This window comes from Streptomyces sp. SP18BB07, from assembly GCF_036322545.1.
Taxonomy (GTDB): Bacteria; Actinomycetota; Actinomycetes; order Streptomycetales; family Streptomycetaceae; genus Streptomyces; species Streptomyces deccanensis.
The window spans coordinates 50,357-74,165 of the sequence record NZ_JAQYWT010000218.1 but is presented as its reverse complement, the minus strand read 5'-3'; the positions used below and the strand labels follow the sequence as shown (position 1 = coordinate 74,165).

Here is a 23,809-nt window from a genome sequence, read left to right as displayed (position 1 = left end):
TCGCGTAAACTATCAGGAACCCTGCCTGATAGATAGTGAGCGGGGTGAGGAGCAGACGCTCCGGGCCGACCGCCCCGCGGTGCCGCCTATCTGGGAGGATCCCGGCATGCCCGCATCACCCAGCACCGCCCGAGCCATCAACGACCGGCTCGCCCTGCGACTGCTGCAGCAGGAAGGGCCGCTGACGGCAGGGCAGTTGAAGCAGCTCACCGGTCTGTCCCGGCCCACCGTCGCCGACCTCGTGGAGCGCCTCACGGCCGCCGGGCTGATCGAGGTCGTGGGGGAGTCGGGGGAGCAGCGGCGCGGGCCCAACGCCCGGGTGCACGGCATCGTCGCCGACCGCGCGCACCTCGCCGCCGTCGACGTGCGCACCGAGGGGGTCTCGGTCGTCGTCGCCGACCTGATCGGTACGGAGCTGACGCGGGCGTCCGTCCCGATCGCGGACGACGCCGGCACGGGGCCCGCGGTGGAGCAGGCGGTGGCCCTGGTGGAGCGCGCCGCCAAGGAGGCGGGCGCCGACCGGCTGCACACGGTGGCGATCGGCGCCCCCGGTCTGATCGACCCGGCCACCGGCGAACTCCGCGACTCCAGCGGCCTCCCCGCCTGGCACCGCCGCCTGGTCGCAGCCCTCGGTGAACGGCTTCCCGCCCAGGTCCTCGTGGAGAACGAGACCAACCTCGCCGCGCTCGCCGAACAGCGTGACGGTGCCGCCCGCGACCGCGACACCTTCGTCCTCCTCTGGCTCGGCCTCGGCACCGGCGCCGCCGTGGTCCTCGACGGCCACCTCCGGCGCGGCGCCTCCGGCGGCACCGGCGAGATCGGCTTCCTCCCTGTCCCGGGCACGGCCACGGTCCCCTCCGCCGTCGACTGCGAGGGCGGCTTCCACTCCCTCGGCGGCGCGGCGGCGGTGGTCGCACTGGCTGCCGCACACGGCGTCACGGCCGAGGCCGCGGCGCACGAGCCGTACGCGGCGACGCTGGTGCGCACGGCGGCGACCGCCCTCACGACGACCGCCCTCACGGCGCCCGGCGGCGCGGCGACCTCGACGCCGCCCACCTCTCACACGGCCTCCGACACCGCCTCCCGCGCCGCCTTCCTCGACGCCCTCGCCGACCGCGTGGCCATCGGCGTGGCCTCGGTCGTCGCCGTGCTCGACCCCGGCTGTGTGGTGCTCGGCGGCGAGGTCGGCCGGGCCGGCGGTGACGAACTCGCCGGCAGGGTGGGGAAGCGGCTGAAGACGATGTCGCCGTTGCCGACCGAGGTGCGGGCCAGTGGCCTCGGCGGGACCGCCGTCCTGCGCGGCGCGCTGCTCATGGCCCGGGAGGCGGCCCAGGACGACCTGTTCGGATCGCCCGCGCGGTAGCCCGGACGCCCCTCGCCCTCACCCCTTGCCCGGCGCCGCCCCGAACCGCTGCTCCAGGTACTCCGCGAACGTCACCTTGCCCACGGCGCGCCCCGGCGTGAGATGGCCGCCGGCGCGGAAGCCGCGGTAGGCCTTGCCGAACAGCGGGACGTTCACGAGGGGGCGGCGGCGGCCGGTGGCCGACAGGTAGGCGCGGGCCAGCCGGGGGAAGCTGAGGACCTCCGGGCCGCCCAGGTCGTCGACGCGGCCGGCGGGGGCACCCACGGCCAGCTCCGCCAGCCGGTCCGCGACCTCGGTGACCGCGACGGGCTGGTCGCTCACCCCGGCGGGGAGCATCATGACCGGCGGCTTGGAGAGACTCTGGAAGAGCAGCACGACCAGGTCGTGGAACTGGGTCGCGCGCAGGGTCGTCCAGCCCAGCCCGGACCCCTCGACCAGCCGCTCGACCGCCAGCTTGGACCGGTAGTAGCCGAGCGGCACCCGGTCCACCCCGACGATCGAGATGTAGACGAGATGGCCGACCCCGGCCCGCCGCGCCGCCTTGATCAGGTGCTCCGCCGCCTTCTCGTCGCCCCCGCGCGGCGACGTCGCGCAGTGCACGATCGTGTCCACCCCCGCCACGGCCGCCTCCAGCCCGCTCCCGCCCGCGACGAGGTCGACGGCGTAGGGCTGGGCGTGCCGGCTGAGGACGCGTACATCGTGTCCGGCCGCCCGCAGCCGCTCGACGAGGGGGCGCCCGAGGACGCCGGTGCCACCGGTCACCAGGATCGTGGTCATGCTGTTTCCTTCGCGTCGGCGAGCGGAACCACCCACGCGGCGGCCGTCCCACGACCTCCAGCCTGCGCGTCTCGGCCCGGGTCGGCAGTGCGGGGGACCCGGCGGCGGGGCAAGGGCCGTCGTCACCGCCGCCGGGCCGTTCGAGGCGGGTACCGCGACCGCAGACTTTAAAAGGACTAGACCAAGCTGGTCAATGGGTCGCGCGGCCCTCGAGTGGGGCCGCCGTGACGGAAGTTGACCCTTGGTCAGTGATAGCCGAAACCCGTCGGTGTCCGCCGGAGAAGTCCAGTGATGCTTCCTGTGAGCCACCCCACAGCCCTCACCCGCATGGGTGCCGATCGGGCGTGGCACACTGGCCATGTACCAGAAGCAGCGCACTCCGGGGTCGGTGAAAGTCCGAACCGGCGGTTATAGTCCGCGACCCGGTCGCTTCCAGCGGCCGGTTGACCAGGTGAAATTCCTGGACCGACGGTTAAAGTCCGGATGGGAGGCAGTGCGCGGCGGGCGAGCATGCGTGCGCGCCGCCGTCTGTTTTTGGCCCACCTCGACAGGGGTGGGTCTTCTACGCGGCGTCGCTCCCTGTGCCGCGGTCCGCTCTGTCTGTCGTCTTCGACAGCCCCGGAGTCCGTGCCCTATGAGGCAGGAGGACCCGGGAAGTGTTCACCGGAATCGTCGAAGAGCTGGGTGAGGTCACCGCCGTCGAGAATCTCGGCGACTCCTCCCGCTTCCGTCTGCGCGGCGCCGTCGTCACCGAGGGCGCGAAGCACGGCGACTCCATCGCCGTGAACGGTGTCTGTCTCACGGTCGTGGAGCACGGGGACGACTGGTTCACCGCCGACGTCATGGCGGAGACCCTCGAACGCTCCAGCCTCGGCGCCCTCGGCGTCGGCTCCCGCGTCAACCTCGAACGCCCGATGGCCGTCGGCGAGCGCCTCGGCGGGCACATCGTGCAGGGCCACGTCGACGGCACGGGCCAGGTCATCGAGCGCAAGCCCTCCGAGAACTGGGAGATCGTCAAGATCTCGCTCCCGGCGGACCTCACCCGGTACGTCGTCGAGAAGGGCTCCATCACCGTCGACGGCATCAGCCTCACCGTCGTCGACGCGGGTCCCGACTACTTCACGGTGAGCCTCATCCCGACCACGCTCGACCTGACCACGCTCGGCCGCAAGCAGCCCGGCGACCCGGTCAACCTGGAGGTCGACGTCATCGCCAAGTACGTCGAGCGCCTGCTGGGCAACCAGGGCGCGGCGAAGACCGAGGGAGCGGGACGGTGAACTCCCTGAACACCGTCGCCTTCACCGCCTTCGGCCAGCAGATCCTCTGGTCGGACATGGTGGGCAACATCCTCGGGCTGATCGCCCTCGCCCTCGGCGCGGTCCGCTCCCTGTGGAACTGGCCCGTGCAGTTCCTCTCCGGCCTCGTCCTCTTCGGCGCCTTCGTCGGCCACCTCACCGGCAGCGCCGGCAAGCAGGTCATCGTCATGGCCGTCGCCGCGTACGGCTGGTGGCAGTGGAACCGTACGAAGGGGCAGTCCGCGGACGGTGCCATCACCCCGCGTTTCGCCACCTGGCGCGAGCGCGGCTACCTGATCGCCGGCGCCGTGCTCGGCACCCTCGCCGTCGGCGGCCTCTTCACCGCCTTCCCGACCCTGTCCTGGGACCCCTGGCCGGACGCCTACATCTTCACCGGCACCATCGTCGCCATGTACGCCCAGGCACGCGGCATGGTCGAGTTCTGGTTCGCCTGGCTGCTCGTCGACCTCGTCGGCGTACCCCTCAACTTCGCCAACGGTTACGCGTTCTCCGGATTCGTCTACATCATCTACGGCGCGCTCGTCCTGTGGGGCATGCGCGACTGGTGGCTGCGCTCCCGCAAGCCCGCCCTGGAAGGAGCCCCCGCATGAGCACGGCGCCGATCCTCTACAGCACCGACGACATCGAGGAGTTCGGGCTCGACCCGGTCGAGCAGGCCATCGCCGACATCGCGGCGGGCCGCCCCGTCGTGGTCGTCGACGACGAGAACCGCGAGAACGAGGGCGACCTCGTCATCGCCGCCGAGAAGGCCACCCCCGAGATCATCGCCTTCATGATGAGCGAGTGCCGGGGCATGATCTGCGCCCCCATGGAGGCGGAGGAGCTGGACCGGCTCGAACTGCCGCAGATGGTGCAGCAGAACACCGAGTCGATGCGCACCGCCTTCACCGTCACCGTCGACGCGGGACCCCAGCACGGCGTCACCACCGGCATCTCCGCCTCCGACCGCGCCACCACCCTCCAGCTCCTGGCGAGTGGCACCGCCGAGCCCGGCGACTTCGTCCGTCCCGGCCACATCTTCCCGCTGCGCGCCCGTTCCGGCGGGGTGCTCGTGCGTGACGGCCACACCGAGGCCGCCGTCGACCTCGCCCGTCTCGCGGGCCTGCGCCCGGCCGGCGTGATCGTCGAGATCGCCGGCGAGGACGGCCGCATGCTGCGCCTGCCCGAACTGATCCCGTTCGCCCGCAAGCACGGCCTGACGATCATCTCCATCGAGGACCTGATCGCCTACCGCCGCAGCTCCGAGCCCACCGTCAAGCGCGAGGCGAAGACCCAACTCCCCACCGCCTTCGGTGACTTCACGGCCTACGGCTACCGCTCCACGGTCGACGGCGTCGAACACGTCGCCCTCGTCCACGGCGAGATCGGCGACGGCGAGGACGTCCTCGTCCGGGTCCACTCCGAATGCCTCACCGGCGACATCTTCCACTCCCTGCGCTGCGACTGCGGCCCCCAGCTGGAGACCTCCCTCCAGCGCATCGCCACCGAGGGCCGGGGCGTCGTCGTCTATCTGCGTGGCCACGAGGGCCGCGGCATCGGACTGCTCTCCAAGCTGCGCGCGTACGAACTCCAGGAACTCGGCCGCGACACCCTCGACGCCAACCTGGAGCTGGGCCTGCCCGCCGACGCCCGGGACTACGGCGCCGGGGCGCAGATCCTGCGGGACCTGGGTGTGCGCGGTGTGCGCCTGATGACCAACAACCCCGAGAAGACCGACGCCCTCGTCCGGCACGGCCTCGTCGTCACCGACCGCGAGCCGATGCCCGTCCGCGCGGGCGAGCACAACCTCCGCTACCTGCGCACCAAGCGGGACCGGATGGGCCACGACCTGCCGTGGCTGGACACGACCACCGCGTCCACCTGCGGCAACCAGTAACACCAGCGGCAAGATCCACGAAGAAGAGTTCCAGGAACCAAGGAGCAACGTGAGCGGCAAGGGCGCACCCGAACTGTCCGTACGCAACTGCGGCGACCTGCGCGTCGCGGTCATCGCGGCGCAGTGGCACGAGAAGGTGATGGACGGCCTCGTCGAAGGCGCCCTGCGCGCCCTGCGCGACCTGGGCATCACCGAGCCGACCCTGCTGCGGGTCCCCGGCAGCTGGGAACTCCCCGTCGTCGCCAAGGTCCTCGCGGGCCGCGGCTACGACGCCATCGTCGCCCTCGGCGTCGTCATCCGCGGCGGCACCCCCCACTTCGAGTACGTGTGCCAGGGCGTCACCCAGGGCCTCACCCAGGTCTCCGTCGACACCGGCGTCCCCGTCGGCATGGGCGTACTGACCTGCGACACCGAGGAGCAGGCCCTGGACCGCGCCGGCATCGAGGGCTCCAACGAGGACAAGGGCCACGAGGCGGTGACGGCGGCGGTGGCGACGGCGGCCACCCTCCGCTCAGTATCTGAACCGTGGCGCTGACGAAACGCCGGTGTGGCATAGGCTGAGCGTCACCATGTCCAAGAAGACGTTCGAGGAGCTCTTCACCGAGCTCCAGCAGAAGGCCATCACCGGCGACCCCGCCACTTCCCGTACCGCGGAACTGGTCGAGAAGGGCGTCCATGCCATCGGCAAGAAAGTCGTCGAGGAGGCCGCCGAGGTGTGGATGGCCGCCGAGTACGAGGGCAAGGAAGCCGCCGCCGAGGAGATCTCGCAGCTGCTCTACCACGTCCAGGTGATGATGGTCGCCCGCGGCATCTCCCTGGACGACGTGTACGCCCACCTGTAAGCCAGCCCGTTCCGCACCTCACCTCTCACGCAAAGGAAGCTCGCCTCATGCTGCGCATCGCCGTCCCCAACAAGGGTTCCCTGTCCGGCCCTGCGGGGGAGATGCTGCATGAGGCCGGCTACCAGCAGCGCCGCGAGTCCAAGGAACTGCGGATCGTCGACCCGGTCAACGAGGTGGAGTTCTTCTACCTCCGCCCCCGCGACATCGCGATCTACGTCTCCTCCGGCCGCCTCGACATCGGCATCACCGGCCGGGACCTGCTCATCGACTCCGGCGCCAACGCCGAGGAGATCCTCCCGCTCGGCTTCGCCCGCTCCACCTTCCGCTTCGCCTCCAAGCCGGGAACGGCGAACGGCGTCGCGGACCTCAAGGGCAAGACGGTCGCCACCTCCTACGAGGGCATCGTCGCGGGCCACCTCGCGGACAACGGCATCGACGCCTCCGTGGTCCACCTCGACGGCGCCGTCGAGACCGCCATCGAGCTGGGCGTCGCCGAGGTCATCGCCGACGTCGTCGAGACCGGCACCTCCCTGCGCAACGCCGGCCTGGAGGTCTTCGGCGAGCCGATCATGAAGTCCGAGGCCGTCGTCATCCGCCGCGTCGGCGCCGCCACGGCCTCGGAGTCCTCGGAGTCCTCGGAACACGAGGCCAAGGTGCAGCAGTTCCTGCGCCGCCTCCAGGGCGTCCTCGTCGCCCGGACCTACGTGATGATGGACTACGACTGCCGCGTCGAGCAGTTGGAGAAGGCCGTTGCGCTCACCCCCGGCCTGGAGTCCCCGACCGTCTCGCCGCTGCACAACGAGGGCTGGGTCGCCGTCCGTGCGATGGTCCCCGCCAAGGAGGCCCAGCGGATCATGGACGATCTGTACGACATCGGAGCCCGGGCCATCCTGACCACCGCCATCCACGCCTGCCGCCTCTGACGGCCGGGGAGTCGTACGCCATGCCGGACCAGTCCCCCCTCCCCGCCCTGCCCGTCACTTTTCGGCCGGGCCGTACCCGGGCCGTGCTGCTGACCGCCGCGGGCGCGATCTTCGTCGTCATCACGGTCGTCGCACTGCTGCTGCCCACACTCGGCCCGGGGGAACGCCTCAGCTTCGTCTTCACGGCGGCCATGCTGGCCGGAGTGCTGTGCATGCTCTCCCGGCCCAAGGTGGTCGCCGACGAGTCCGGTGTGACCGTCGTCAACATCACAGCGCGGCGGCAGTTGGGCTGGGCCGAGATCGTGCAGGTGAACCTGCGGGTCGGCGACCCCTGGGTCTTCCTCGACCTCACCGACGGCACCAGCCTGCCCGCGCTCGGCATCCAGCCGGGCATCGCCAAGCAGCACGCCATCGAGGACGCCCGGACCCTCCGCGCGCTGGTGGAGAGCCGCTCGGTCGCCGAGCCCGAGCAGCAGCAGGGCTGACCCGATCGAAGATCAGGGCCGATCCGACTGAAGATCAGGGCCGACTCGGGGCCGTCGCCCCTGCCGCACCGGCCCCTGTCTTGATTAATCTGTTGGCGGAGGCGTTTTCGTCGCGCCTCCGTCTCTGTCGTTCCACCCCGGAAGGCAGGGGCTCCCTGCTATTCGAGGAGTGACTCCCTCCAGCGATGGACGGATCGTCCTGTAGTACCTGCGCCGCCCCCTCCCGAGATACCGAGGCGGCGGCATGACCATCCCCCTGCTGCTCCTCGGAGCCGCGTTCCTGCTGATCCTCGCCAACGGCTTCTTCGTGGCCGCCGAGTTCGGCCTCGTCACGGTCGAACGACCGGAGGCCGAGAAGGCCGCCGCCGAGGGCGACCGCCGGGCCCACAAGGTGGTGGACGCGCTCAAGGAGCTGTCGTTCCAGCTCTCCGGCACCCAGCTCGGCATCACCATCACCTCGCTCGTCGTCGGCATGCTCGCCGAACCCGCGCTCGCGGAGATACTCCACGGCCCCTTCACCGCCATCGGCATACCCGAAGGCGCCGTGTCCGGTGTGTCCGTGGTCGTCGGCATGCTGCTGGCCTCCGCCGTGCAGATGGTGATCGGCGAACTGGTCCCCAAGAACTGGGCGGTGTCGAAGCCCATGCAGGTCGCCCGCTTCGTCGCGGGCCCCCAGCACGTCTTCTCGCGCCTCTTCCGCCCGGTCATCGCCGCCCTCAACGCGGTCGCCAACCGTCTGGTCCGCGCCTTCGGCGTCGAGCCCACCGACGAGCTGGCCTCCGCCCGCACCCCCGGCGAACTGGTCTCCCTCGCCCGGCACTCGGCCCAGGCCGGCGCCCTGGAACAGGACACGGCCGACCTGTTCGTCCGCACGCTCTCCCTGGGCGAGCTGACCGCGGAGAACGTGATGACACCGCGCGTCAAGGTCAGCGCCCTGCAGTCCACGGCCACCGCCGAGGACGTGGTCAACCTGACCCGCGCCACCGGCCTCTCCCGCTTCCCCGTCTACCGGGAGCGGATCGACGAGATCGTCGGCATGGCCCACCTCAAGGACGCTCTCGCGATCCCGGCCCACGACCGGCTGCACACCCCGGTCGGCAGGATCGCCAGGACGCCGCTGCTCGTCCCCGAGTCGCTGCCCGTGCAGCCGCTGCTGGCCCGGCTGCGCAGCGAGCAGCCCATCGCCGTCGTCGTCGACGAGTACGGCGGTACGGCCGGGGTGGTGACCCTGGAGGACATCGTCGAGGAACTGGTCGGCGAGGTGCGCGACGAGCACGACGGGCACGAGCGGCCCGAACTCGCCGCCGCCCCGCCCGAGGACGGCCACCTCGCCTGGGACGCCGACGGCAGCTGCCGGGTCGATGTGCTCCAGCGGATCGGCCTGGACGTTCCGGAGGGCCCCTACGAGACGGTCGCCGGCCTCGTCGCCGACCTGCTCGGCCGCATCCCGGCCCCCGGCGACCGCGCCGAACTGCCCGGCTGGCGGCTGTCGGTACGCCAGGTCGGCCACTACCGCGCGGAGCGCGTACGCCTGGTCCGCATGACTCCCGTCAAGGAGACCGTCCCTGACAGGAAGGGGACCCGCGGCACGGAACCCGCTGCCGTCAAGGAATCCACCCTCGTCAAGGAACCCACCTCCGTCACGGGAGCGACCCGGGGTACACGTCCCACGCCCGTCACCGAAGCTGCCCGCGCCACGGGCCCCACCCCCGTCACGAACCCCGCCTCGGCCGTGGAGGCAACCCGATGAGCATGCTCCAACTCCTGTTCGCCCTGCTCCTCGTGCTCGCCAACGGCTTCTTCGTCGGCGCCGAGTTCGCCCTGGTCTCCGTCCGCCGCAGCCAGATCGAACCACTGGGGACCACCCGGGCACGCCAGGTCCTCTACGGCCTGGAGAACCTGCCCCAGATGATGGCGGCGGCCCAGTTCGGCATCACCGTCTGCTCACTGACGCTGGGCGCGGTCGCCGAGCCGACGGTGGCCAAGCTGCTGGAGCCGGTCTTCGAGGCCATCCATCTGCCGCACGGCATGATCCACCCCCTCGGCTACGTCATCGCGCTGGCCGTGGTCGTCTTCCTCCACCTCGTCATCGGGGAGATGCTGCCGAAGAACCTGGCGATGGCGGCGCCGGAGAAGACGGCGCTGTGGCTGAGCCCGGCGCTGGTGGCCTTCGCGAGGCTGTGCAAGCCGGTCACGATCGGTCTCGGTGCCTGTGCCCGCGTGGTCCTGCGGCTCTTCCACGTCGAGCCCAAGGACGAGGTCGAGGCCGTCTTCACCAGCGTCCAGCTGAGCCGACTGGTCGAGGACTCCGGTCAGGCCGGGCTGCTCGACCCCGAGGAGCAGGAGCGCCTGGAGGACGCGCTGGAGCTGGGCTCCCGCCCGGTGACGGACGTCCTGCTCAAGCGGGACACCCTGGTGACGGTGGTGCCTTCGGTGACGCCCGCGCAGGTCGTGGCGCTGACCGCCCGTACCGGTTACTCCCGCTTCCCGGTGGTCGCGGAGAACGGCGCGTTCATGGGCCGCTACCTCCACGTCAAGGACGTCCTCGACCTGGAGGACTCCGAGCGCGCCGTCCCCCAGCAGATCTGGCGCCCCATGACCACCCTCCGCGCGGAGCTGCCGCTGGACGACGCGCTGACGGTCATGCGGCGGGCCGCCACGCACCTGGCCCAGGTCGCGGACGCCTCCGGCAAGGTGCTGGGCCTCGCCGCCCTGGAGGACGTCCTGGAACTCCTGGTCGGCGAGGTCCGCGACCCGGCCCACCGAGAGATCCAGCCGGTCCGCGTGACGGAACCAAGGGGCAGCGAAACCCCGAAGGAGGCCCTCGCAAGCTGACTCAGCTCCCCGCGCCCCTGATGAAATGGCCGCAGGCCTTTCAGGGGCGCGGGGAACTGCGCGAGCAACCCCACCGGACCCGCGCATGGGGGTCGAAGGGGCGCAGCCCCTTCAGGAGGGGACGGGTAGGGGCGGCGGGGGCGAGGAAACCTCACATCGCCGAAGCCTCCCCGGGCCCCCGCCCCGACAGAACCTCCCCGTACGCCTGCATCAGGTCCGGCAGCCGCAAGGTCGACAGATCATCCCGCGTGGGAATCGACGGATACCCCGACAACCGCAGATCCCGATACGCACAACTCTTCTCGTACAACGTCCGCAGAAACCGCCCGTTCCCGAGCTCGTCGATCCACCCCTGCTCCACGACATGCCCGGAGATCGACCGCAACTCGTCGAGCGCCTCCTCGTCCCACACGTCCCCGTTGTCCGCCGCGAGCACCTCCCCGATGGAGGTCAGCTCCAACGGCCGGTAGGACGGAAAGTCGACACGCGTCGTGAACCGGGACGACAGCCCGGGGTTGGCCGCCAGCAGCCGGTCCATTCCCTCCGGATACCCGGCAAGGATCACGACCAGATGATCCCGGTTGTCCTCGGCCCGCTTCAGCAGCACCTGAAGCGCCTCGTCCCCGTACGCGTCCCCCTTCCCGTACCCGGAGTTGGACAGGGAGTACGCCTCGTCCACGAACAGCACCCCGCCGATCGCCGAGTCGATCAGCTCGTTCGCCTTCACGGCGGTCTGCCCGAGGTACTCGCCCACGAGATCCGCGCGCTGCGCCTCGACGAGATGGTCGCCGCCCAGCAGCCCGAGCGCGTAGAAGACCCGGCCCAGTATTCGCGCCACGGTCGTCTTCCCGGTCCCGGACGGACCGGAGAAGACGAAGTGCCGCTTGGGCGGCTGCACCGGCAAGCCCTGCCCCGCCCGCAACCGCGCCATGTTCAGCTGCGCGGACAACGCCTTGACCTGCCGTTTCACCGGCTCCAGCCCGACCATCCGCTCCAGCTCCGCGAGCGCCTCCTCCAGCAGCTCCGGATCCGTCGGCCCGGCCGGCAGGGACAGCGGCTCCACCGGCACCACGGACTTCTCCCGAACGAAGGTGTCACCGGCCTCGGGCGGCAGCCCGCCCGACGGCGGCGGTCCGGGATCCGACACCTTCAGATCCCGGCCCTCGGCGTCGAAGAACGGCTCCAGGCCGTCGCCGTCGAGCACGTCCTGCCCGATCCCGGCGAGCGCGATCGCGGCGAAGTCGCTCGCGTCGTCGTCGTACCCGTCTCCCTCGGCGATCGCGGCCAGGCGCGCGGAGGTGTCCATGAAGGCGGGGTCGACCCGGTGCACCGCCCGGTACAGCGGCAGCGCGGCCGCGCTGCGCCCCGTGCCCTCGTGCGCGCGGGCCAGCCAGTACCGCAGCTCCTTGCGCTGCGGCTGCTCGCTGCGGCAGCGCATCAGCGCCGCGGAGAGCAGCGGCTCGGCCTGCCCGTAGGTCTCCAGCCGGACCCGGGCCATCCCGCCGAACAGGCCGGCCTCGATCCCCAGCAGTGGATCGTCGAGCAGCGGATCCGTGTGCCGGACCAGCTGTTCCCAGTCCTTGACCAGGTAGGAGCGGCAGGCGTGCAGGAAGCGCACCTGGTGGTCCGCGTCGACCGGCGGCAGCCCCGCGAGCGCCCGGTCCAGCTCGGGCACATGGCGCCCGTCCAGCCAGTGGGAGGCGTGCGCGAGGAGCAGATCACGCGGGCTCTCCAGCACCGGCTGCACCCACCAGCCCAGCCAGTACCAGGAGTTGAGGGTGCGGCGGTGCCGGGAGCGCTGCTCCCCGAAGCGCTCCCGGTGCCGGAACATCCGCAGCAGCGCGGTCGTCGTGTCCACCCGTAGCGCGTGCAGCCCGAGCCAGCCGTCGGCCATCCCCGGATCCATCCGCACCGCGGCGCGGAACTCCTCCTCCGCCTGCGGATAGGCGCCCATCGTGTAGGCGTCCACGCCTCGCAGCCAGGCGAGGTCGGCCGGGGCCTCGGGGCCCCGCGAGCCGAAGTCCATCACGTCCCCCACAAACCGTGCCCCCGCTGGAAACCGAACGGGCCGGTGCCCGTCGGCAGCCTTCGTCGAACCGCTGTGCCGCGGACGGGAGTTGCGCCGGTGCGTTGCCGCTGCCGTCCGAAGGTCGCACCTTGGGCATCGTACCTGCGGGTCCCTCGCCCTTCGAAGGGTGCCGCAGCCCTCGTCCTACGAGGTGGGAGCAGACGGGGCGCATTGCGGACGGTGACCGAGGGTGAAGGAATGGTGTGCCGGGAGTTCCGGAAAGCCGCGAAAAGGCAGAACGAAGCCCCCGATCACGGGGGAACAACCGGGGGCTTCGCGTATGTGGGCGGTATCGAATGACCGCACATTGAGAACGTAAGTCCTGTACGGCCCCTCGGTCAAGCCGAGTTGGAGCACTCGGAGGACTTCTCGGACGGCCGTCTTCACAGGTTCAGCACAGTGCGGATGGCCCGTCACCCTGAGTGAGGTGAGGTGCCGATCCGGGAGTCGTCGCAGGTCCCGTGAGCACCTCGTACCCCCTGTTTCCCGGCCGAATCAGCTGATCGGCGAACGGCCGAGAAGGATCCCCGGCGAAATGCCGACGCTCCGCCCGGACCCATCCCGCCCAGAACTCACCCTGCTCCGCCCCGTCCCGTGCCCGCCCCCGCGCCCAGGCCTCCCCTTCCGCCACCTCCATCCACACCAGCCACGCCAGATGCGGCCGCAGCACACGCCGGCCCGCGCCCACCCCCTCGACGACGACCACGGGCGCACTCGGCAGCACACGCGCGGGGCGGAAGCGGCGCTCACGCCAGTCGTACGGGGCATAGCGCGCGCTCCGCCCCTGGCGCAGCGGCTCGATCACCTGGTCCAGCAGGCGATCCGTCCACGCGAACAGTTCCTCGTGCGTGGCGATGTCGTCGAGATGCAGGACCGGGGCGCTGCCGAGCGCGTCGGCCAGCCGCCCGGCGAAGGTGCTCTTCCCGGACCCGGCGTGCCCGTCGACCCCCACCAGCCGGACCGGCCCGCAGGACGGCGCCAGCCGTCGCAGCCGGGCGGCGAGGTCGTCGACGGCGGGGTCCGCGGGGGAGGGGGAGGCGTGCATACGTGGATTCAACACGGTGCCGCGCGGCCTCGGGGTACGCCACCGGTGTCGACCAATATTGGCGGGCGTGGCGCGGCGCGCGGTGCTGGCAGAAGTCGTTCCCCGGCGTCCATAGTGGGCGAACAGCCGTGCGTCTGAACCGTTCCTTCCGGACCACTGGGGGTCACCCACAGATGACGAGCCTCTCCGAGCCGTCCCGCAGGACCGTCCTGACCGCCGCCGTCGCCACCGCCGCCGCGGCGGCCGGGGGAGCGACGAGTCAGGCGGTCGCAGACACCACGAGCGGCCGGGGCCACGCCCTCGTCCGCCCCGCGCGAGCACCGGAACGCTTCACCGACTACCGCGCCTGGACCTCGTACGCCGACTGGTGCTCGGGCAGCGCCCGGGGCACCCTGGCGAAGGCGGGGACACGGCCGGGGCTGGTGATCGACACGCCGCTCGGGACCGCCGACTACACCGACCCGCACACCGGGCGCACGGCCGCCTGGGAGTACGCGACCTGGACCTCCCCGGTGCACCGGCTCACGGTGCCCGCCACCGAGGCCATCGCGTCCTGGAACGCGCACACCCCCGAAGGCACCTGGATCGGGATCGACCTCCAGGGCACGTACTCCGACGGCACCGACACGCCCTGGTACGTGCTCGGCCGGTGGGCGGCCGGGGACCGGGACATCAGACGGACCTCCGTCGACGGCCAGAAGGACGGCAAAAGCAGCGTCTGGACGGACACCTTCGCGATCGACGACCCGGCGACCGGCCTGCGTCTGGCCTCGTACCGGCTGCGCCTGACCCTGTACCGCACGCCCGGCACCCGGCTCACCCCCACGGTCTGGCGGCTCGGCGCGATGGGCTCCGACGTCCCCGACCGCTTCACCGTCCCCGCCACGACGCCCGGAGTCGCCCGGGAGCTGGACGTCCCGCGCTACTCGCAGGAGATCCACAAGGGCCGGTACCCCGAGTACGACAACGGGGGCGAGGCCTGGTGCAGCCCCACCTCCTCGCAGATGGTCATAGAGTTCTGGGGCCGGAAGCCCAGCGCCGCCGACCTGGCCTGGGTCGACCCGGCGTTCACGGACCCGCAGGTGTGCCACGCGGCGCGGTTCACCTTCGACTACCAGTACGAGGGCTGCGGCAACTGGCCCTTCAACGCCGCGTACGCCGCCACCTACAAGGACCTCCAGGGCGTGGTGACCCGGCTGGGCTCGCTCACCGAGCTGGAGACGCTGATCGCGGCGGGCATCCCGGCGATCACCTCCCAGTCGTTCCTCGCGGAGGAACTGACGGGCGCGGGCTACGGCACCGCCGGGCACCTGATGACGGTGATCGGCTTCACCGCCGACGGCGACGTCATCGCCAACGACCCGAACTCGCCGACCAACGAGGCGGTGCGCCGGGTCTACCGGCGGCGCGAGTGGGAGAACATCTGGCTGCGCACCAAGCGGTACAACGCCTCCGGCAAGGTCGTCTCCGGCACCGGCGGGGTCTGCTACCTGTACTTCCCGGCGCGTCCCACGGCCCGCCAGCGCGCGGCGCTCTCGGCGGTGGGCATCCGCTGACGCGGCGGGCCATGTGCGGCGCGGCTCCCGGACGACGGGGCCGCGCCGACATGTGACCAAGGTCTCGGCCGCGAACCGCCCATGCGGTGGCAAGGTGGACAGGGCGGTGGGGGGAGCCCACCGCACACCGATCACACCAGCGAGCTGCCATGACCGCGACCTCCGCCACCGCCATCCGCGTCCGGACCCGCACGGGCGGGCCCGAGGACGACGGCCCGAAGATCGTCGAGCACGTGATGGGCTGGACCCTGGTCGTGGTCGTCGCGATGCTGGTGGCCCAGCTGGGTCTGCTGTGACCTGATCCGCCGGTCGATTCTGTCGATCAGAGTCGAACAAGCTGGTGGTGGGGGTCTGCCATACTGCGGTTGTCCCGCTGGCAGTTGGAGACCAGGACCGAAATTGAATAGCAGTCAACAGCGTGGAGTCGAACCGCCGCGGGCCCGCGGCACCGACCGTTCGCTGGCGCGCCGCGCCGAACTCATCTCCATCGGGCGCAAGTTGTTCGCCGACACCTCGTACGACACGTTGTCCATGGACGACATCGCGCGACAGGCGCACGTGGCCAAGGGACTGATCTACTACTACTTCAAGTCCAAGCGCGGCTACTACCTCGCGATCGTCGAGGACTCGGTGGCCGACCTGATCTCGTTCGCGGCGAGCGGGCTCCAACTGCCGCCCGTGGAACGGGTCCACCGGACCATAGACTGCTATCTGCGGTACGCGGAGGACAACCAGGCCGCCTACCGCACGATCGTCAGTGGGGGCGTCGGCTTCGACGCCCAGGTGCACGCCATCCGGGACGGCGTCCGCGAGGCGATCGTCGCCACCATCGCCGAGGGCGCGTACGGCAGGACCGACATCGAACCGCTGGCCCGCATGGGCCTGTTCGGCTGGGTGTGCGCGGTCGAGGGTGCCACCCTCGACTGGATCGACCGCCCGCAGCTGCCCCGCGACACCATGCGCGACCTGCTCGTCAAGATGCTGGGCGGCTCGCTGCGCGCCATCGAGGAGCTCGCCCCTGCCTATCTCGCGCCGGAGCCGGCCCGCCGGGACGTCTGAGCCCGCGCAGCCGCGTGAAACGCACTCGGGGTGGGGGTCCGCCGACCGACCCCCACCCCGAGTCCCCCGTCGCGGTGGTTACTTGATCGCCTTGATCAGCTCACCGTCGGCGGTGTCGCCGCTCAGCTCCCAGAAGAAGGTGCCGCCGAGACCCTGCGCGTCCTTGTACGCCATCTTCCCCTTGATGGTCCGCGGGGTGTCGTAACTCCACCAGTCGTCCCCGCACTTGGCGTACGCGGTGCCGCCGACGATCCCGTTGGCCGGGCACTTCTCCTTGAGCACCTTGTAGTCCTCGTAGCCCGCCTCGTACGTGCCCGCCGCCGGGCCGGTGGCTGTGCCGCCGGGTGCCGAGCCGGTGACCCCGGTCCAGCCGCGGCCGTAGAAGCCGATGCCGAGCAGCAGCTTGGAGGACGGGATGCCGAGGCTCTTCAGCTTGTGGATGGTGGCGGCGGTGTTGAAGTGCGGGTCGGCGATGCCCGGGTACGGGTACAGCGGCGAGTGCGGGGCGGTGGTCGAGTCCCACGCGCCGAAGTAGTCGTACGTCATCGGGTTGTACCAGTCGACGTACTTGGCGGCGCCCGCGTAGTCCGCCGCGTCGATCTTGCCGCCGGGCTTGGCGTCGGCCGTGATCGCCGCGGTGACGAGCTCCTTCTTGCCGAATCGTTTACGCAGCGCGGCCATCAGGTCCTCGAAGGCCTCGCTGCCGCTGGTGTCACAGGTGAGGCCGCAGGCGTTCGGGTACTCCCAGTCGATGTCGATCCCGTCGAAGACGTCCTTCCACCGGGAGTTCTCGACCAGGTCGTAGCAGGAGTTCGCGAAGGCCTCCGGGTCCTTGGCCGCCTCACCGAAGCCGCCGGACCAGGTCCAGCCGCCGAACGACCAGACGATCTTGAGGTTCGGGTGCAGCTTCTTCAACTTGAGCAGTTGATTGAAGTTGCCGCTCAGCGGCTGGTCCGCGGTGTCCGCGACGCCGTCCACGGACTCCTCGGCGGTGAAGGGCTTGTCGGTGTCCGCCCAGGCGTCGCCGAGGGCGCACTTGCCGTCGACGACGTTCCCGAAGGCGTAGTTGATGTGCGTGAGCTTCTTCGCCGAGCCGGACGTCTCGATGTTCTTGACGTAGTACTTGCGGCCGTAGATGCCCCAGTCGATGAAGTAGCCGACGACCTTGGACCGGGCGGCACCGGGCGCGGCTTGCTGGGAGTCGGGCGTCGCGGAGGTGGAGGTCGCGGTCGCGGTGCCCGCTCCTGCGAGGAGCCCGGCACCGAGGGCGGCGCAACACGTGGCGGCGACGAGCGTCCGGACGGGGACGCGGGGGTTGTGCGGTCTGAGCATCGTGACTCCGGGGGAGGGGAGCGAGGCGGGGAGGGTGCTGCCTGGACCTGCTGGACCTGCTGTGCCGATGGCGTGAACGCGAAGTCGCGTTGTTGGGGGAGAACGTAGAGGACTAGACCACTGGGGTCAATGGTTCGGACCAATTCCGGGCCGGGTCGTGGCGGTCGCCGAATGTGTCCTAATGAACGGTCGTTAACTGGTGACTGGCTGCTCCGGATCGGGCATACTCCAAGCGCCACCGCCGCTGATCAGCGGCTTCCGTGATCCGGAGGAGGACCATCGGCTGTGGCACGTGAGACCCGGCGGCACCACCTCATCCCCGGTGCGTGTCCGCCGCAGTGCCCGACAGGGAGGAGAGCGTCGCCATGCCCGACCGCGCCGCGCAGCCGGTGGACCGTCAACTGCCCACGGAAGAGGCCCGGGATCTGATCTCGCTCGTCCGTGAGATCGCGCAGCGGGAGATCGCCCCGCACGCGGCCGAGGAGGAGGACGCCGGCCGTTTCCCCCGCGAACTCTTCGGCCTGCTCTCCGAGTCGGGACTGCTCGGCCTGCCGTACGAAGCGGAACACGGCGGTGGCGATCAGCCGTACGAGGTCTATCTGCAGGCCCTGGAAGAGCTGGCCACGGCCCGGCTCACCGTCGGCCTCGGAGTCAGCGTCCACACCCTCGCCTGCCACGCCCTCGCCAACTACGGCACCAAGGAGCAGCAGGTCGAGCATCTGCCGGCGATGCTCGGGGGCCGTCTGCTCGGCGCCTACTGCCTCTCCGAGCCCTCGTCCGGCTCGGACGCCGCGTCCCTGCGGACCAAGGCCGTGCGGGACGGCGACGACTGGGTGATCAGTGGCACCAAGGCCTGGATCACCCACGGCGGCATCGCGGACTTCTACACGGTGATGGCCCGCACAGGCGGCGAGGGCTCCGGCTCCCGGGGCATCACGGCCTTCCTGGTGCCGGGCGACGCCGAGGGGCTGAGCGCCGCGGCACCCGAGAAGAAGATGGGCATGAAGGGCTCACCCACCGCGCAGCTCCACTTCGACGGGGTGCGTGTCACCGACAGCCGGCGGATCGGCGAGGAGGGCCAGGGCTTCGCGATCGCCCTGTCCGCGCTTGACTCCGGCCGGCTCGGCATCGCGGCCTGCGCGATCGGCGTGGCCCAGGCGGCACTGGACGAAGCGGTCGCCTACGCCACCGGGCGGCAGCAGTTCGGACGGCCGATCTCCGACTTCCAGGGGCTGCGCTTCATGCTCGCCGACATGGCGACACAGGTGGAGGCGGGACGCGCGCTCTACCTCTCCGCCGCACGGCTGCGCGACGCGGGCAGGCCGTTCTCCAAGCAGGCGGCCATGGCGAAGCTGCTGTGCACCGACGCCGCGATGAAGGTCACCACGGACGCCGTCCAGATCCTCGGCGGGTACGGCTACACGGCGGACTTCCCCACCGAGCGGTACATGCGCGAGGCCAAGGTGCTCCAGATCGTCGAGGGCACCAATCAGATCCAGCGGATGGTCATCGCCCGTCACCTCGCGGGGCCCGAGTCACGCTGAACGAGCCACGGAAGAAGTCGGGCGCCGCGAAGGGGTCCGAGGGGGTGCCGAACTGGTCGAGGCCGCTCGGCGGCGTCACCAGTCGCACCCACTCCGGATCGTGACGCCCCGGCAGGGTGCGGCCCCGGTCGGCCCAAGTACGCATCAACGCCCGGTAGATGGGCGGGTCCTGCTGCTGGGCCGACCCTTGCGGAAGCGATTCTGCCGAAGCCGGCACGAAGATGTGACGCCGACTCCCGGTCACCGAAAAAGTTGGGGTCATACCGGGCCAACGCGCACGAGGGCGAGCCGGTCACCGTTCCCGGGAATCGTGTCTGAGTTCGCGCCGGAACCTAACGGGGCAGGACGTGCCTGCCCGCCGGGCGCGGAGAGGGTGGGCCGAAGCGGGCCCGGAATCAGGCGGCTTGACGCTGATCGGCCTGGCGCTGCTCGGGCTGCTGACGCCGCATCACCGGCACGCGCATCGGGCGCGAGCCCGGGCCGCCGACGTGCGAGAAGGGCTGGGTCCGCCAGTCGAGGCCCTGAGGGAGCGTCAGCAGCAGCGCGGTCTCCTGCTCCTGCGGCTCCACGGACTCGTCGGCCGAGCGGGCCTCGCTCGCCGAACGGCCGGTGCCGGCGCAGACCGTGAGCCCGAACGGGTTCCACGGCGACACGACGCGCGCGTGCTCGGGCAGGCTGTCCTCGTCGGACAGCAACGCGATGGGCTGAGCGCAGTCCGGGCAGATCACCCGGAACATCTCGAAGGTGTCGTACGCGTCGAACTCGTCGTCCGGTTCGACGCCCTCCGGCTCGGGCTCGACGACCGCCTGGAGCCGCTTGGGTGCGGTACGACCAGGGCGCTTAAGACTCTGCATGGGATTCTCCCCCTCGGGCTGGGCCGTGACGGCACTGCGGCCTCGACCACAGCAAGCACTTCCCGTCCCGTCTTGGCGGTAATCACGAGATCATCACGAAGCCTGTTCGGGTGCTGTGGCCTTCGTCACATGCCGCTCGCGGTTGCCCCGCAAGGTCCGGCTGTCACCCGTATGGCTCACAGGTGGCTCTCAGGCACATCACGAACCGGGCATGACCTGCGCCGCTCAGGTATCGGAGGAGATCAACCGCCCTGTAGGTTCTTGCGCCATGGAGGAGCTGGACCGACAGATCGTGCAGCTGCTCGTCGCGGACGGGCGGATGAGCTACACCGACCTGGGCAAGGCCACGGGCCTGTCCACGTCGGCGGTGCATCAGCGTGTGCGCCGACTCGAGCAGCGTGGCGTCATCCGGGGCTATGCCGCGGTCGTCGACCCGGAGGCCGTCGGGCTGCCGATGACCGCGTTCATCTCGGTCAAACCGTTCGACCCCAGCGCCCCCGACGACATCGCCGAACGCCTCGCGGGCGTCCCGGAGATCGAGGCCTGCCACAGCGTCGCCGGCGACGAGAACTACATCCTCAAGGTCCGTGTGGCGACCCCGCACGAACTGGAGGAACTCCTGGCGAGGCTACGGTCCCTGGCCGGGGTCTCGACACGGACGACGGTCGTCCTCTCCACGCCGTACGAGGCGAGGCCCCCGAGGATCTGAGCGACACGGCACGGCACGGCGGGACATGGCGCGGTGCGGCGCGGCGGGACACGGTGCGGCGCGGCCCGGTGCGACCGCCACCGCCTGCCGGTCTACCGCCCGTCTGCTTGTCGTCGGCTGCTCACCACTGTGGGCAGTCGTTCCGCAGGGCGGAACGGGTGGGCACAGCCGACAGCGCCGGGTGCCTGGAAACCGCGGCCCAAGTGCGTCGCGGCACCCCGCACACGCGAGACTGTCCCCATGAGTGATCGCACCGCCCCGTCGGACACCGTGCTGCTCCGCGGTGGAGAAGTCCACAGCCCCGCCGACCCGTTCGCCACCGCGATGGTCGTGGAGCACGGCCAGATCGCCTGGGTCGGCTCCGAGGGCGCCGCCGACGCCTTCGCGGCCGGCGTCGACGAGGTGGTCGACCTCGAAGGCGCCCTGGTCACCCCGGCCTTCACCGACGCCCATGTGCACACCACCGCCACCGGCCTCGCGCTCACCGGCCTCGACCTCTCCGCCGCCCCTTCATTGGAGGCCGCGCTCGTTCTCGTACGGGAATTCGCGGCCGCCCGCCCCTCCGACCGCGTCCTCCTCGGCCACGGCTGGGACGCCGCCCGCTGGCCCGGGGGCCGCCCCCCGACCCGCGCCGAACTCGACGAGGCCACCGGCGGACGCCCGCTCTACCTGAGCCGGATCGACGTCCACTCGGCGGTCGTCACCACCGCCCTGCTGGACCTGGTCCCGGGCGCCGACGCCTTCGAGGACGGCCCTCTCACCCGCGACGCCCACCACGCCGTACGCGCCACCGCCCTCGGTGCCATCACCCCCGTCCAGCGCACCGAGGCCCAGCGTGCCGCGCTCGCCCACGCCGCCTCGCTCGGCATCGGCTCGGTCCACGAGTGCGCGGGCCCCGAGATCTCCTCCGAGGACGATTTCACGGGGCTGCTGAGGCTCTCCACCGAGGAGCCCGGCCCGCGCGTGGTCGGCTACTGGGCGGAGCGCGACGTGGAGAAGGCGCGCGCCCTCGGCGCGGTCGGCGCCGCAGGCGACCTCTTCGTCGACGGCGCCCTCGGCTCGCACACGGCATGCCTGCACGAGCCGTACGCCGACGCCGCCCACACCGGCACGGCCTACCTGGACGCCGACACCGTGGCCGCCCATGTGGTCGCCTGCACCGAGGCGGGCCTCCAGGCGGGCTTCCACGCCATCGGCGACGCGGCGGTGGCCTCGGTCGTCGAAGGCGTGCGGGCCGCGGCCGAGAAGACCGGTCTGCCCCGGGTGCGGGCGGCGCGGCACCGCGTCGAGCACGCCGAGATGCTCACCCCGGACAGCGTCGCCGCCTTCGCCGAACTCGGCCTCACCGCTTCCGTCCAGCCCGCGTTCGACGCGCTGTGGGGCGGGGAGGAGGGCATGTACGCCCAGCGGCTGGGCACCGTCCGCGCCCGCACCCTGAACCCGTTCGCGGCCCTGCTGCGCGCCGGCGTGCCCCTGGCGTTCGGCTCCGACAGCCCGGTCACGGCCCTCGACCCCTGGGGCACGGTCCGGGCGGCGGCCTTCCACCGCACGCCGGAGCACCGGGTCTCCGTACGCGCCGCGTTCACGGCGCACACGCGGGGCGGCTGGCGGGCGATCGGACGGGACGACGCGGGCGTTCTCGTGCCGGGAGCCCCCGCGGACTACGCGGTGTGGCGCACCGGCGAACTCGTCGTCCAGGCCCCCGACGACCGCGTCGCCCGCTGGTCCACCGACCCCCGTTCCGGCACCCCCGGTCTGCCCGATCTGAGCCCCGGCTCCGACCTGCCCGTCTGTCTGCGGACCGTGGTGGCGGGGCGCACGGTTTTCGTACGGCCGGGCGAGTGATCTCCCGGGACGGCGGGGAGCCGATCATGGCTCGCCGACGCGCCGCGCGACCTGCGGGTCCTCCCCGCCGACCAGGCATTTGAGGGAATCGTCGCAGGTCAAACGGCAGTTGACAGTTGGCCGCGGGGGGCCGGTAGGTTCTGCCGGGTCCACCACCGGACGTCCGACCGGGGGAACTTCCGCGCGGTCGTCGAAGCGCCGCTGGGTCAGGGGGCGGTGTGCCGCACCGGCGCACCACCACTGGGAGCCAGGCCCAGGGTTCGCGCTCCGGCGAGGGAACGTTCCGGCCCGGTCGGGTAGGTGCGACCCGGGTGGGGCCCGGACGTTCAGTAGACAACGGCTTTCGGTCGACCCGCAGCCAGCGGGCCCCAGGTCGGCCCGAAGGGCGCCGGGCCCCCATCCGCAGCGGGCGCCACCCCTCCCCGCTGTGGAATCGACACCCCTCTGGACACCGGCCGACACTCCATCGCAGGCCGCGGCCACTATGGTGGTTCCCTGCGTACGGAGGACTTGAAGGGGCAGCAGTGAACGACGGCGACGGGACCCTCGCGGCTCAAGGCCAGGAGAGGCGGTTCGGCCCGCTCGGCACGGCCTTGGTGATCATCCCGACCTACAACGAGGCGGAGAACATCAAGGCGATCGTGGGCCGGGTGCGCAAGGCCGTTCCCGACGCGCACGTGCTGGTGGCCGACGACAACAGCCCCGACGGCACCGGCAAGCTCGCCGACGAACTGGCCGTCGAGGACGACCACGTCCAGGTGTTGCACCGCAAGGGCAAGGAAGGGCTCGGCGCGGCCTACCTCGCGGGCTTCCACTGGGGAATGGAGAAGGGCTACGGCGTCCTCATCGAGATGGACGCCGACGGCTCGCACCAGCCCGAGGAACTGCCCCGCCTGCTCACCGCGCTCAAGGGCGCCGACCTCGTCCTCGGCTCCCGCTGGGTGCCGGGCGGGCGCGTGGTGAACTGGCCCAAGTCCCGCGAGTTCATCTCCCGTGGCGGCAGCCTCTACTCGCGCGTGCTGCTCGACGTCCCCGTCCGTGACGTCACCGGCGGCTACCGGGCGTTCCGCCGCGAGACCCTCGAAGGGCTCGGCCTCGACGAGGTCGCCTCCCAGGGGTACTGCTTCCAGGTCGACCTCGCCCGCCGCGCGATCAAGGCGGGCTACCACGTCGTCGAGGTGCCCATCACGTTCGTCGAGCGCGAGCTGGGCGACTCCAAGATGAGCCGCGACATCCTCGTCGAGGCGCTGTGGCGGGTCACGGCGTGGGGAGTGGGGGAGCGGGTCGGCAAGGTGCTGGGACGGGACGACAAGGCGCCGGGACGGGACGACAAGAAAGCCTGATCATCCCCTTATCCCGTGCTGAGCCTGGGCCAGGCAC

General features: G+C 71.3%; 23 protein-coding genes and 1 riboswitch. Of the genes, 17 read left to right on the top strand and 6 right to left on the bottom strand.

The window, feature by feature from the left end; all coding sequences use genetic code 11:
* The first annotated feature begins 106 nt into the window (after window positions 1-106).
* A complete protein-coding gene (locus tag PUR53_RS04465) occupies window positions 107-1,363 on the top strand; it encodes an ROK family transcriptional regulator (protein ID WP_329907430.1) in 1,257 nt (418 codons plus the stop codon).
* Between the two features lie 18 nt (window positions 1,364-1,381).
* Here PUR53_RS04465 and PUR53_RS04460 read toward each other — a convergent pair whose 3' ends face one another.
* Complete coding sequence (locus tag PUR53_RS04460) at window positions 1,382-2,140, bottom strand: SDR family oxidoreductase (protein WP_329907429.1); 759 nt, start codon at window positions 2,138-2,140, stop codon at window positions 1,382-1,384.
* A 370-nt stretch (window positions 2,141-2,510) separates the two neighbouring features.
* A riboswitch (FMN riboswitch) is annotated at window positions 2,511-2,641 on the top strand.
* A gap of 155 nt (window positions 2,642-2,796) precedes the next feature.
* Between PUR53_RS04460 and PUR53_RS04455 the strand changes: the two genes are divergently transcribed.
* The 9 genes from PUR53_RS04455 (at window position 2,797) to PUR53_RS04415 (ending at window position 10,417) form a co-directional block, all read left to right on the top strand.
* Window positions 2,797-3,417 (top strand): riboflavin synthase, encoded by a 621-nt coding sequence (locus tag PUR53_RS04455; protein WP_329901382.1) that lies wholly within the window; start codon window positions 2,797-2,799, stop codon window positions 3,415-3,417.
* Window positions 3,414-4,046 (top strand): nicotinamide mononucleotide transporter family protein, encoded by a 633-nt coding sequence (locus tag PUR53_RS04450; protein ID WP_329901381.1) that lies wholly within the window; start codon window positions 3,414-3,416, stop codon window positions 4,044-4,046. The genes PUR53_RS04455 and PUR53_RS04450 overlap by 4 nt, the downstream gene beginning before the upstream one ends.
* Window positions 4,043-5,332 (top strand): bifunctional 3,4-dihydroxy-2-butanone-4-phosphate synthase/GTP cyclohydrolase II, encoded by a 1,290-nt coding sequence (locus PUR53_RS04445; RefSeq protein ID WP_329907428.1) that lies wholly within the window; start codon window positions 4,043-4,045, stop codon window positions 5,330-5,332. Before PUR53_RS04450 ends, PUR53_RS04445 begins: the two co-directional genes overlap by 4 nt.
* 49 nt (window positions 5,333-5,381) lie before the next feature.
* Window positions 5,382-5,867, top strand: coding sequence for a 6,7-dimethyl-8-ribityllumazine synthase (gene ribH, locus PUR53_RS04440; protein WP_045557284.1), 486 nt, complete (start codon window positions 5,382-5,384; stop codon window positions 5,865-5,867).
* A 34-nt stretch (window positions 5,868-5,901) separates the two neighbouring features.
* The gene (locus PUR53_RS04435) at window positions 5,902-6,174 is read left to right on the top strand and encodes a phosphoribosyl-ATP diphosphatase (protein ID WP_239752388.1); all 273 of its coding nucleotides are present in this window, start codon (window positions 5,902-5,904) and stop codon (window positions 6,172-6,174) included.
* 47 nt (window positions 6,175-6,221) lie between these two features.
* Complete coding sequence (gene hisG / locus PUR53_RS04430; RefSeq protein WP_329907427.1) at window positions 6,222-7,097, top strand: ATP phosphoribosyltransferase; 876 nt, start codon at window positions 6,222-6,224, stop codon at window positions 7,095-7,097.
* A gap of 20 nt (window positions 7,098-7,117) precedes the next feature.
* A complete protein-coding gene (locus tag PUR53_RS04425; protein ID WP_329901378.1) occupies window positions 7,118-7,582 on the top strand; it encodes a PH domain-containing protein in 465 nt (154 codons plus the stop codon).
* Between the two features lie 244 nt (window positions 7,583-7,826).
* The gene (locus PUR53_RS04420) at window positions 7,827-9,332 is read left to right on the top strand and encodes a hemolysin family protein (RefSeq protein WP_329907426.1); all 1,506 of its coding nucleotides are present in this window, start codon (window positions 7,827-7,829) and stop codon (window positions 9,330-9,332) included.
* Window positions 9,329-10,417 carry a hemolysin family protein gene (locus tag PUR53_RS04415; RefSeq protein ID WP_329901376.1) on the top strand — a complete coding sequence of 363 codons (1,089 nt, stop codon included), beginning with the start codon at window positions 9,329-9,331 and terminating at the stop codon, window positions 10,415-10,417. Before PUR53_RS04420 ends, PUR53_RS04415 begins: the two co-directional genes overlap by 4 nt.
* A gap of 151 nt (window positions 10,418-10,568) precedes the next feature.
* On the opposite strand, the gene PUR53_RS04410 is transcribed toward PUR53_RS04415, so the two are convergent.
* Together PUR53_RS04410 and PUR53_RS04405 are read right to left on the bottom strand one after the other, a co-directional pair.
* Window positions 10,569-12,443 carry an AAA family ATPase gene (locus PUR53_RS04410; RefSeq protein ID WP_329907425.1) on the bottom strand — a complete coding sequence of 625 codons (1,875 nt, stop codon included), beginning with the start codon at window positions 12,441-12,443 and terminating at the stop codon, window positions 10,569-10,571.
* A 433-nt stretch (window positions 12,444-12,876) separates the two neighbouring features.
* Window positions 12,877-13,530, bottom strand: a complete 654-nt coding sequence (locus PUR53_RS04405; protein ID WP_329901374.1) for a uridine kinase family protein — start codon at window positions 13,528-13,530, stop codon at window positions 12,877-12,879.
* 173 nt (window positions 13,531-13,703) lie between these two features.
* Between PUR53_RS04405 and PUR53_RS04400 the strand changes: the two genes are divergently transcribed.
* The 3 genes from PUR53_RS04400 (at window position 13,704) to PUR53_RS04390 (ending at window position 16,145) form a co-directional block, all read left to right on the top strand.
* Window positions 13,704-15,086 (top strand): peptidase C39 family protein, encoded by a 1,383-nt coding sequence (locus tag PUR53_RS04400; protein WP_329901373.1) that lies wholly within the window; start codon window positions 13,704-13,706, stop codon window positions 15,084-15,086.
* 149 nt (window positions 15,087-15,235) lie between these two features.
* The gene (locus tag PUR53_RS04395; RefSeq protein WP_329901372.1) at window positions 15,236-15,382 is read left to right on the top strand and encodes an SCO1431 family membrane protein; all 147 of its coding nucleotides are present in this window, start codon (window positions 15,236-15,238) and stop codon (window positions 15,380-15,382) included.
* A gap of 103 nt (window positions 15,383-15,485) precedes the next feature.
* Window positions 15,486-16,145 carry a TetR/AcrR family transcriptional regulator gene (locus tag PUR53_RS04390; protein ID WP_329901371.1) on the top strand — a complete coding sequence of 220 codons (660 nt, stop codon included), beginning with the start codon at window positions 15,486-15,488 and terminating at the stop codon, window positions 16,143-16,145.
* 78 nt (window positions 16,146-16,223) lie between these two features.
* Here the strand turns inward: PUR53_RS04390 and PUR53_RS04385 are convergent, their stop codons facing one another.
* Complete coding sequence (locus PUR53_RS04385; RefSeq protein WP_329901370.1) at window positions 16,224-17,477, bottom strand: glycoside hydrolase family 18 protein; 1,254 nt, start codon at window positions 17,475-17,477, stop codon at window positions 16,224-16,226.
* 365 nt (window positions 17,478-17,842) lie between these two features.
* Between PUR53_RS04385 and PUR53_RS04380 the strand changes: the two genes are divergently transcribed.
* The gene (locus tag PUR53_RS04380; protein ID WP_329907458.1) at window positions 17,843-19,021 is read left to right on the top strand and encodes an acyl-CoA dehydrogenase family protein; all 1,179 of its coding nucleotides are present in this window, start codon (window positions 17,843-17,845) and stop codon (window positions 19,019-19,021) included.
* Here PUR53_RS04380 and PUR53_RS04375 read toward each other — a convergent pair.
* Window positions 18,984-19,283, bottom strand: a complete 300-nt coding sequence (locus PUR53_RS04375) for a hypothetical protein (RefSeq protein WP_329901369.1) — start codon at window positions 19,281-19,283, stop codon at window positions 18,984-18,986. The two genes, PUR53_RS04380 and PUR53_RS04375, sit on opposite strands and share 38 nt — an antisense overlap.
* 133 nt (window positions 19,284-19,416) lie before the next feature.
* Window positions 19,417-19,875, bottom strand: coding sequence for a hypothetical protein (locus PUR53_RS04370; protein WP_239752377.1), 459 nt, complete (start codon window positions 19,873-19,875; stop codon window positions 19,417-19,419).
* A gap of 268 nt (window positions 19,876-20,143) precedes the next feature.
* Here PUR53_RS04370 and PUR53_RS04365 point away from each other — a divergent pair, with 268 nt between their 5' ends.
* The 3 genes from PUR53_RS04365 to PUR53_RS04355 all read left to right on the top strand — a co-directional run bounded on the left by PUR53_RS04365 (window position 20,144) and on the right by PUR53_RS04355 (window position 23,772).
* Window positions 20,144-20,584, top strand: coding sequence for an Lrp/AsnC family transcriptional regulator (locus tag PUR53_RS04365; RefSeq protein ID WP_033532524.1), 441 nt, complete (start codon window positions 20,144-20,146; stop codon window positions 20,582-20,584).
* A 240-nt stretch (window positions 20,585-20,824) separates the two neighbouring features.
* Window positions 20,825-22,429: an amidohydrolase gene (locus PUR53_RS04360; protein WP_329907424.1), complete on the top strand. Its 1,605-nt coding sequence runs from the start codon at window positions 20,825-20,827 to the stop codon at window positions 22,427-22,429.
* A 524-nt stretch (window positions 22,430-22,953) separates the two neighbouring features.
* Complete coding sequence (locus tag PUR53_RS04355) at window positions 22,954-23,772, top strand: polyprenol monophosphomannose synthase (RefSeq protein ID WP_329901367.1); 819 nt, start codon at window positions 22,954-22,956, stop codon at window positions 23,770-23,772.
* Window positions 23,773-23,809 lie beyond the last annotated feature (37 nt).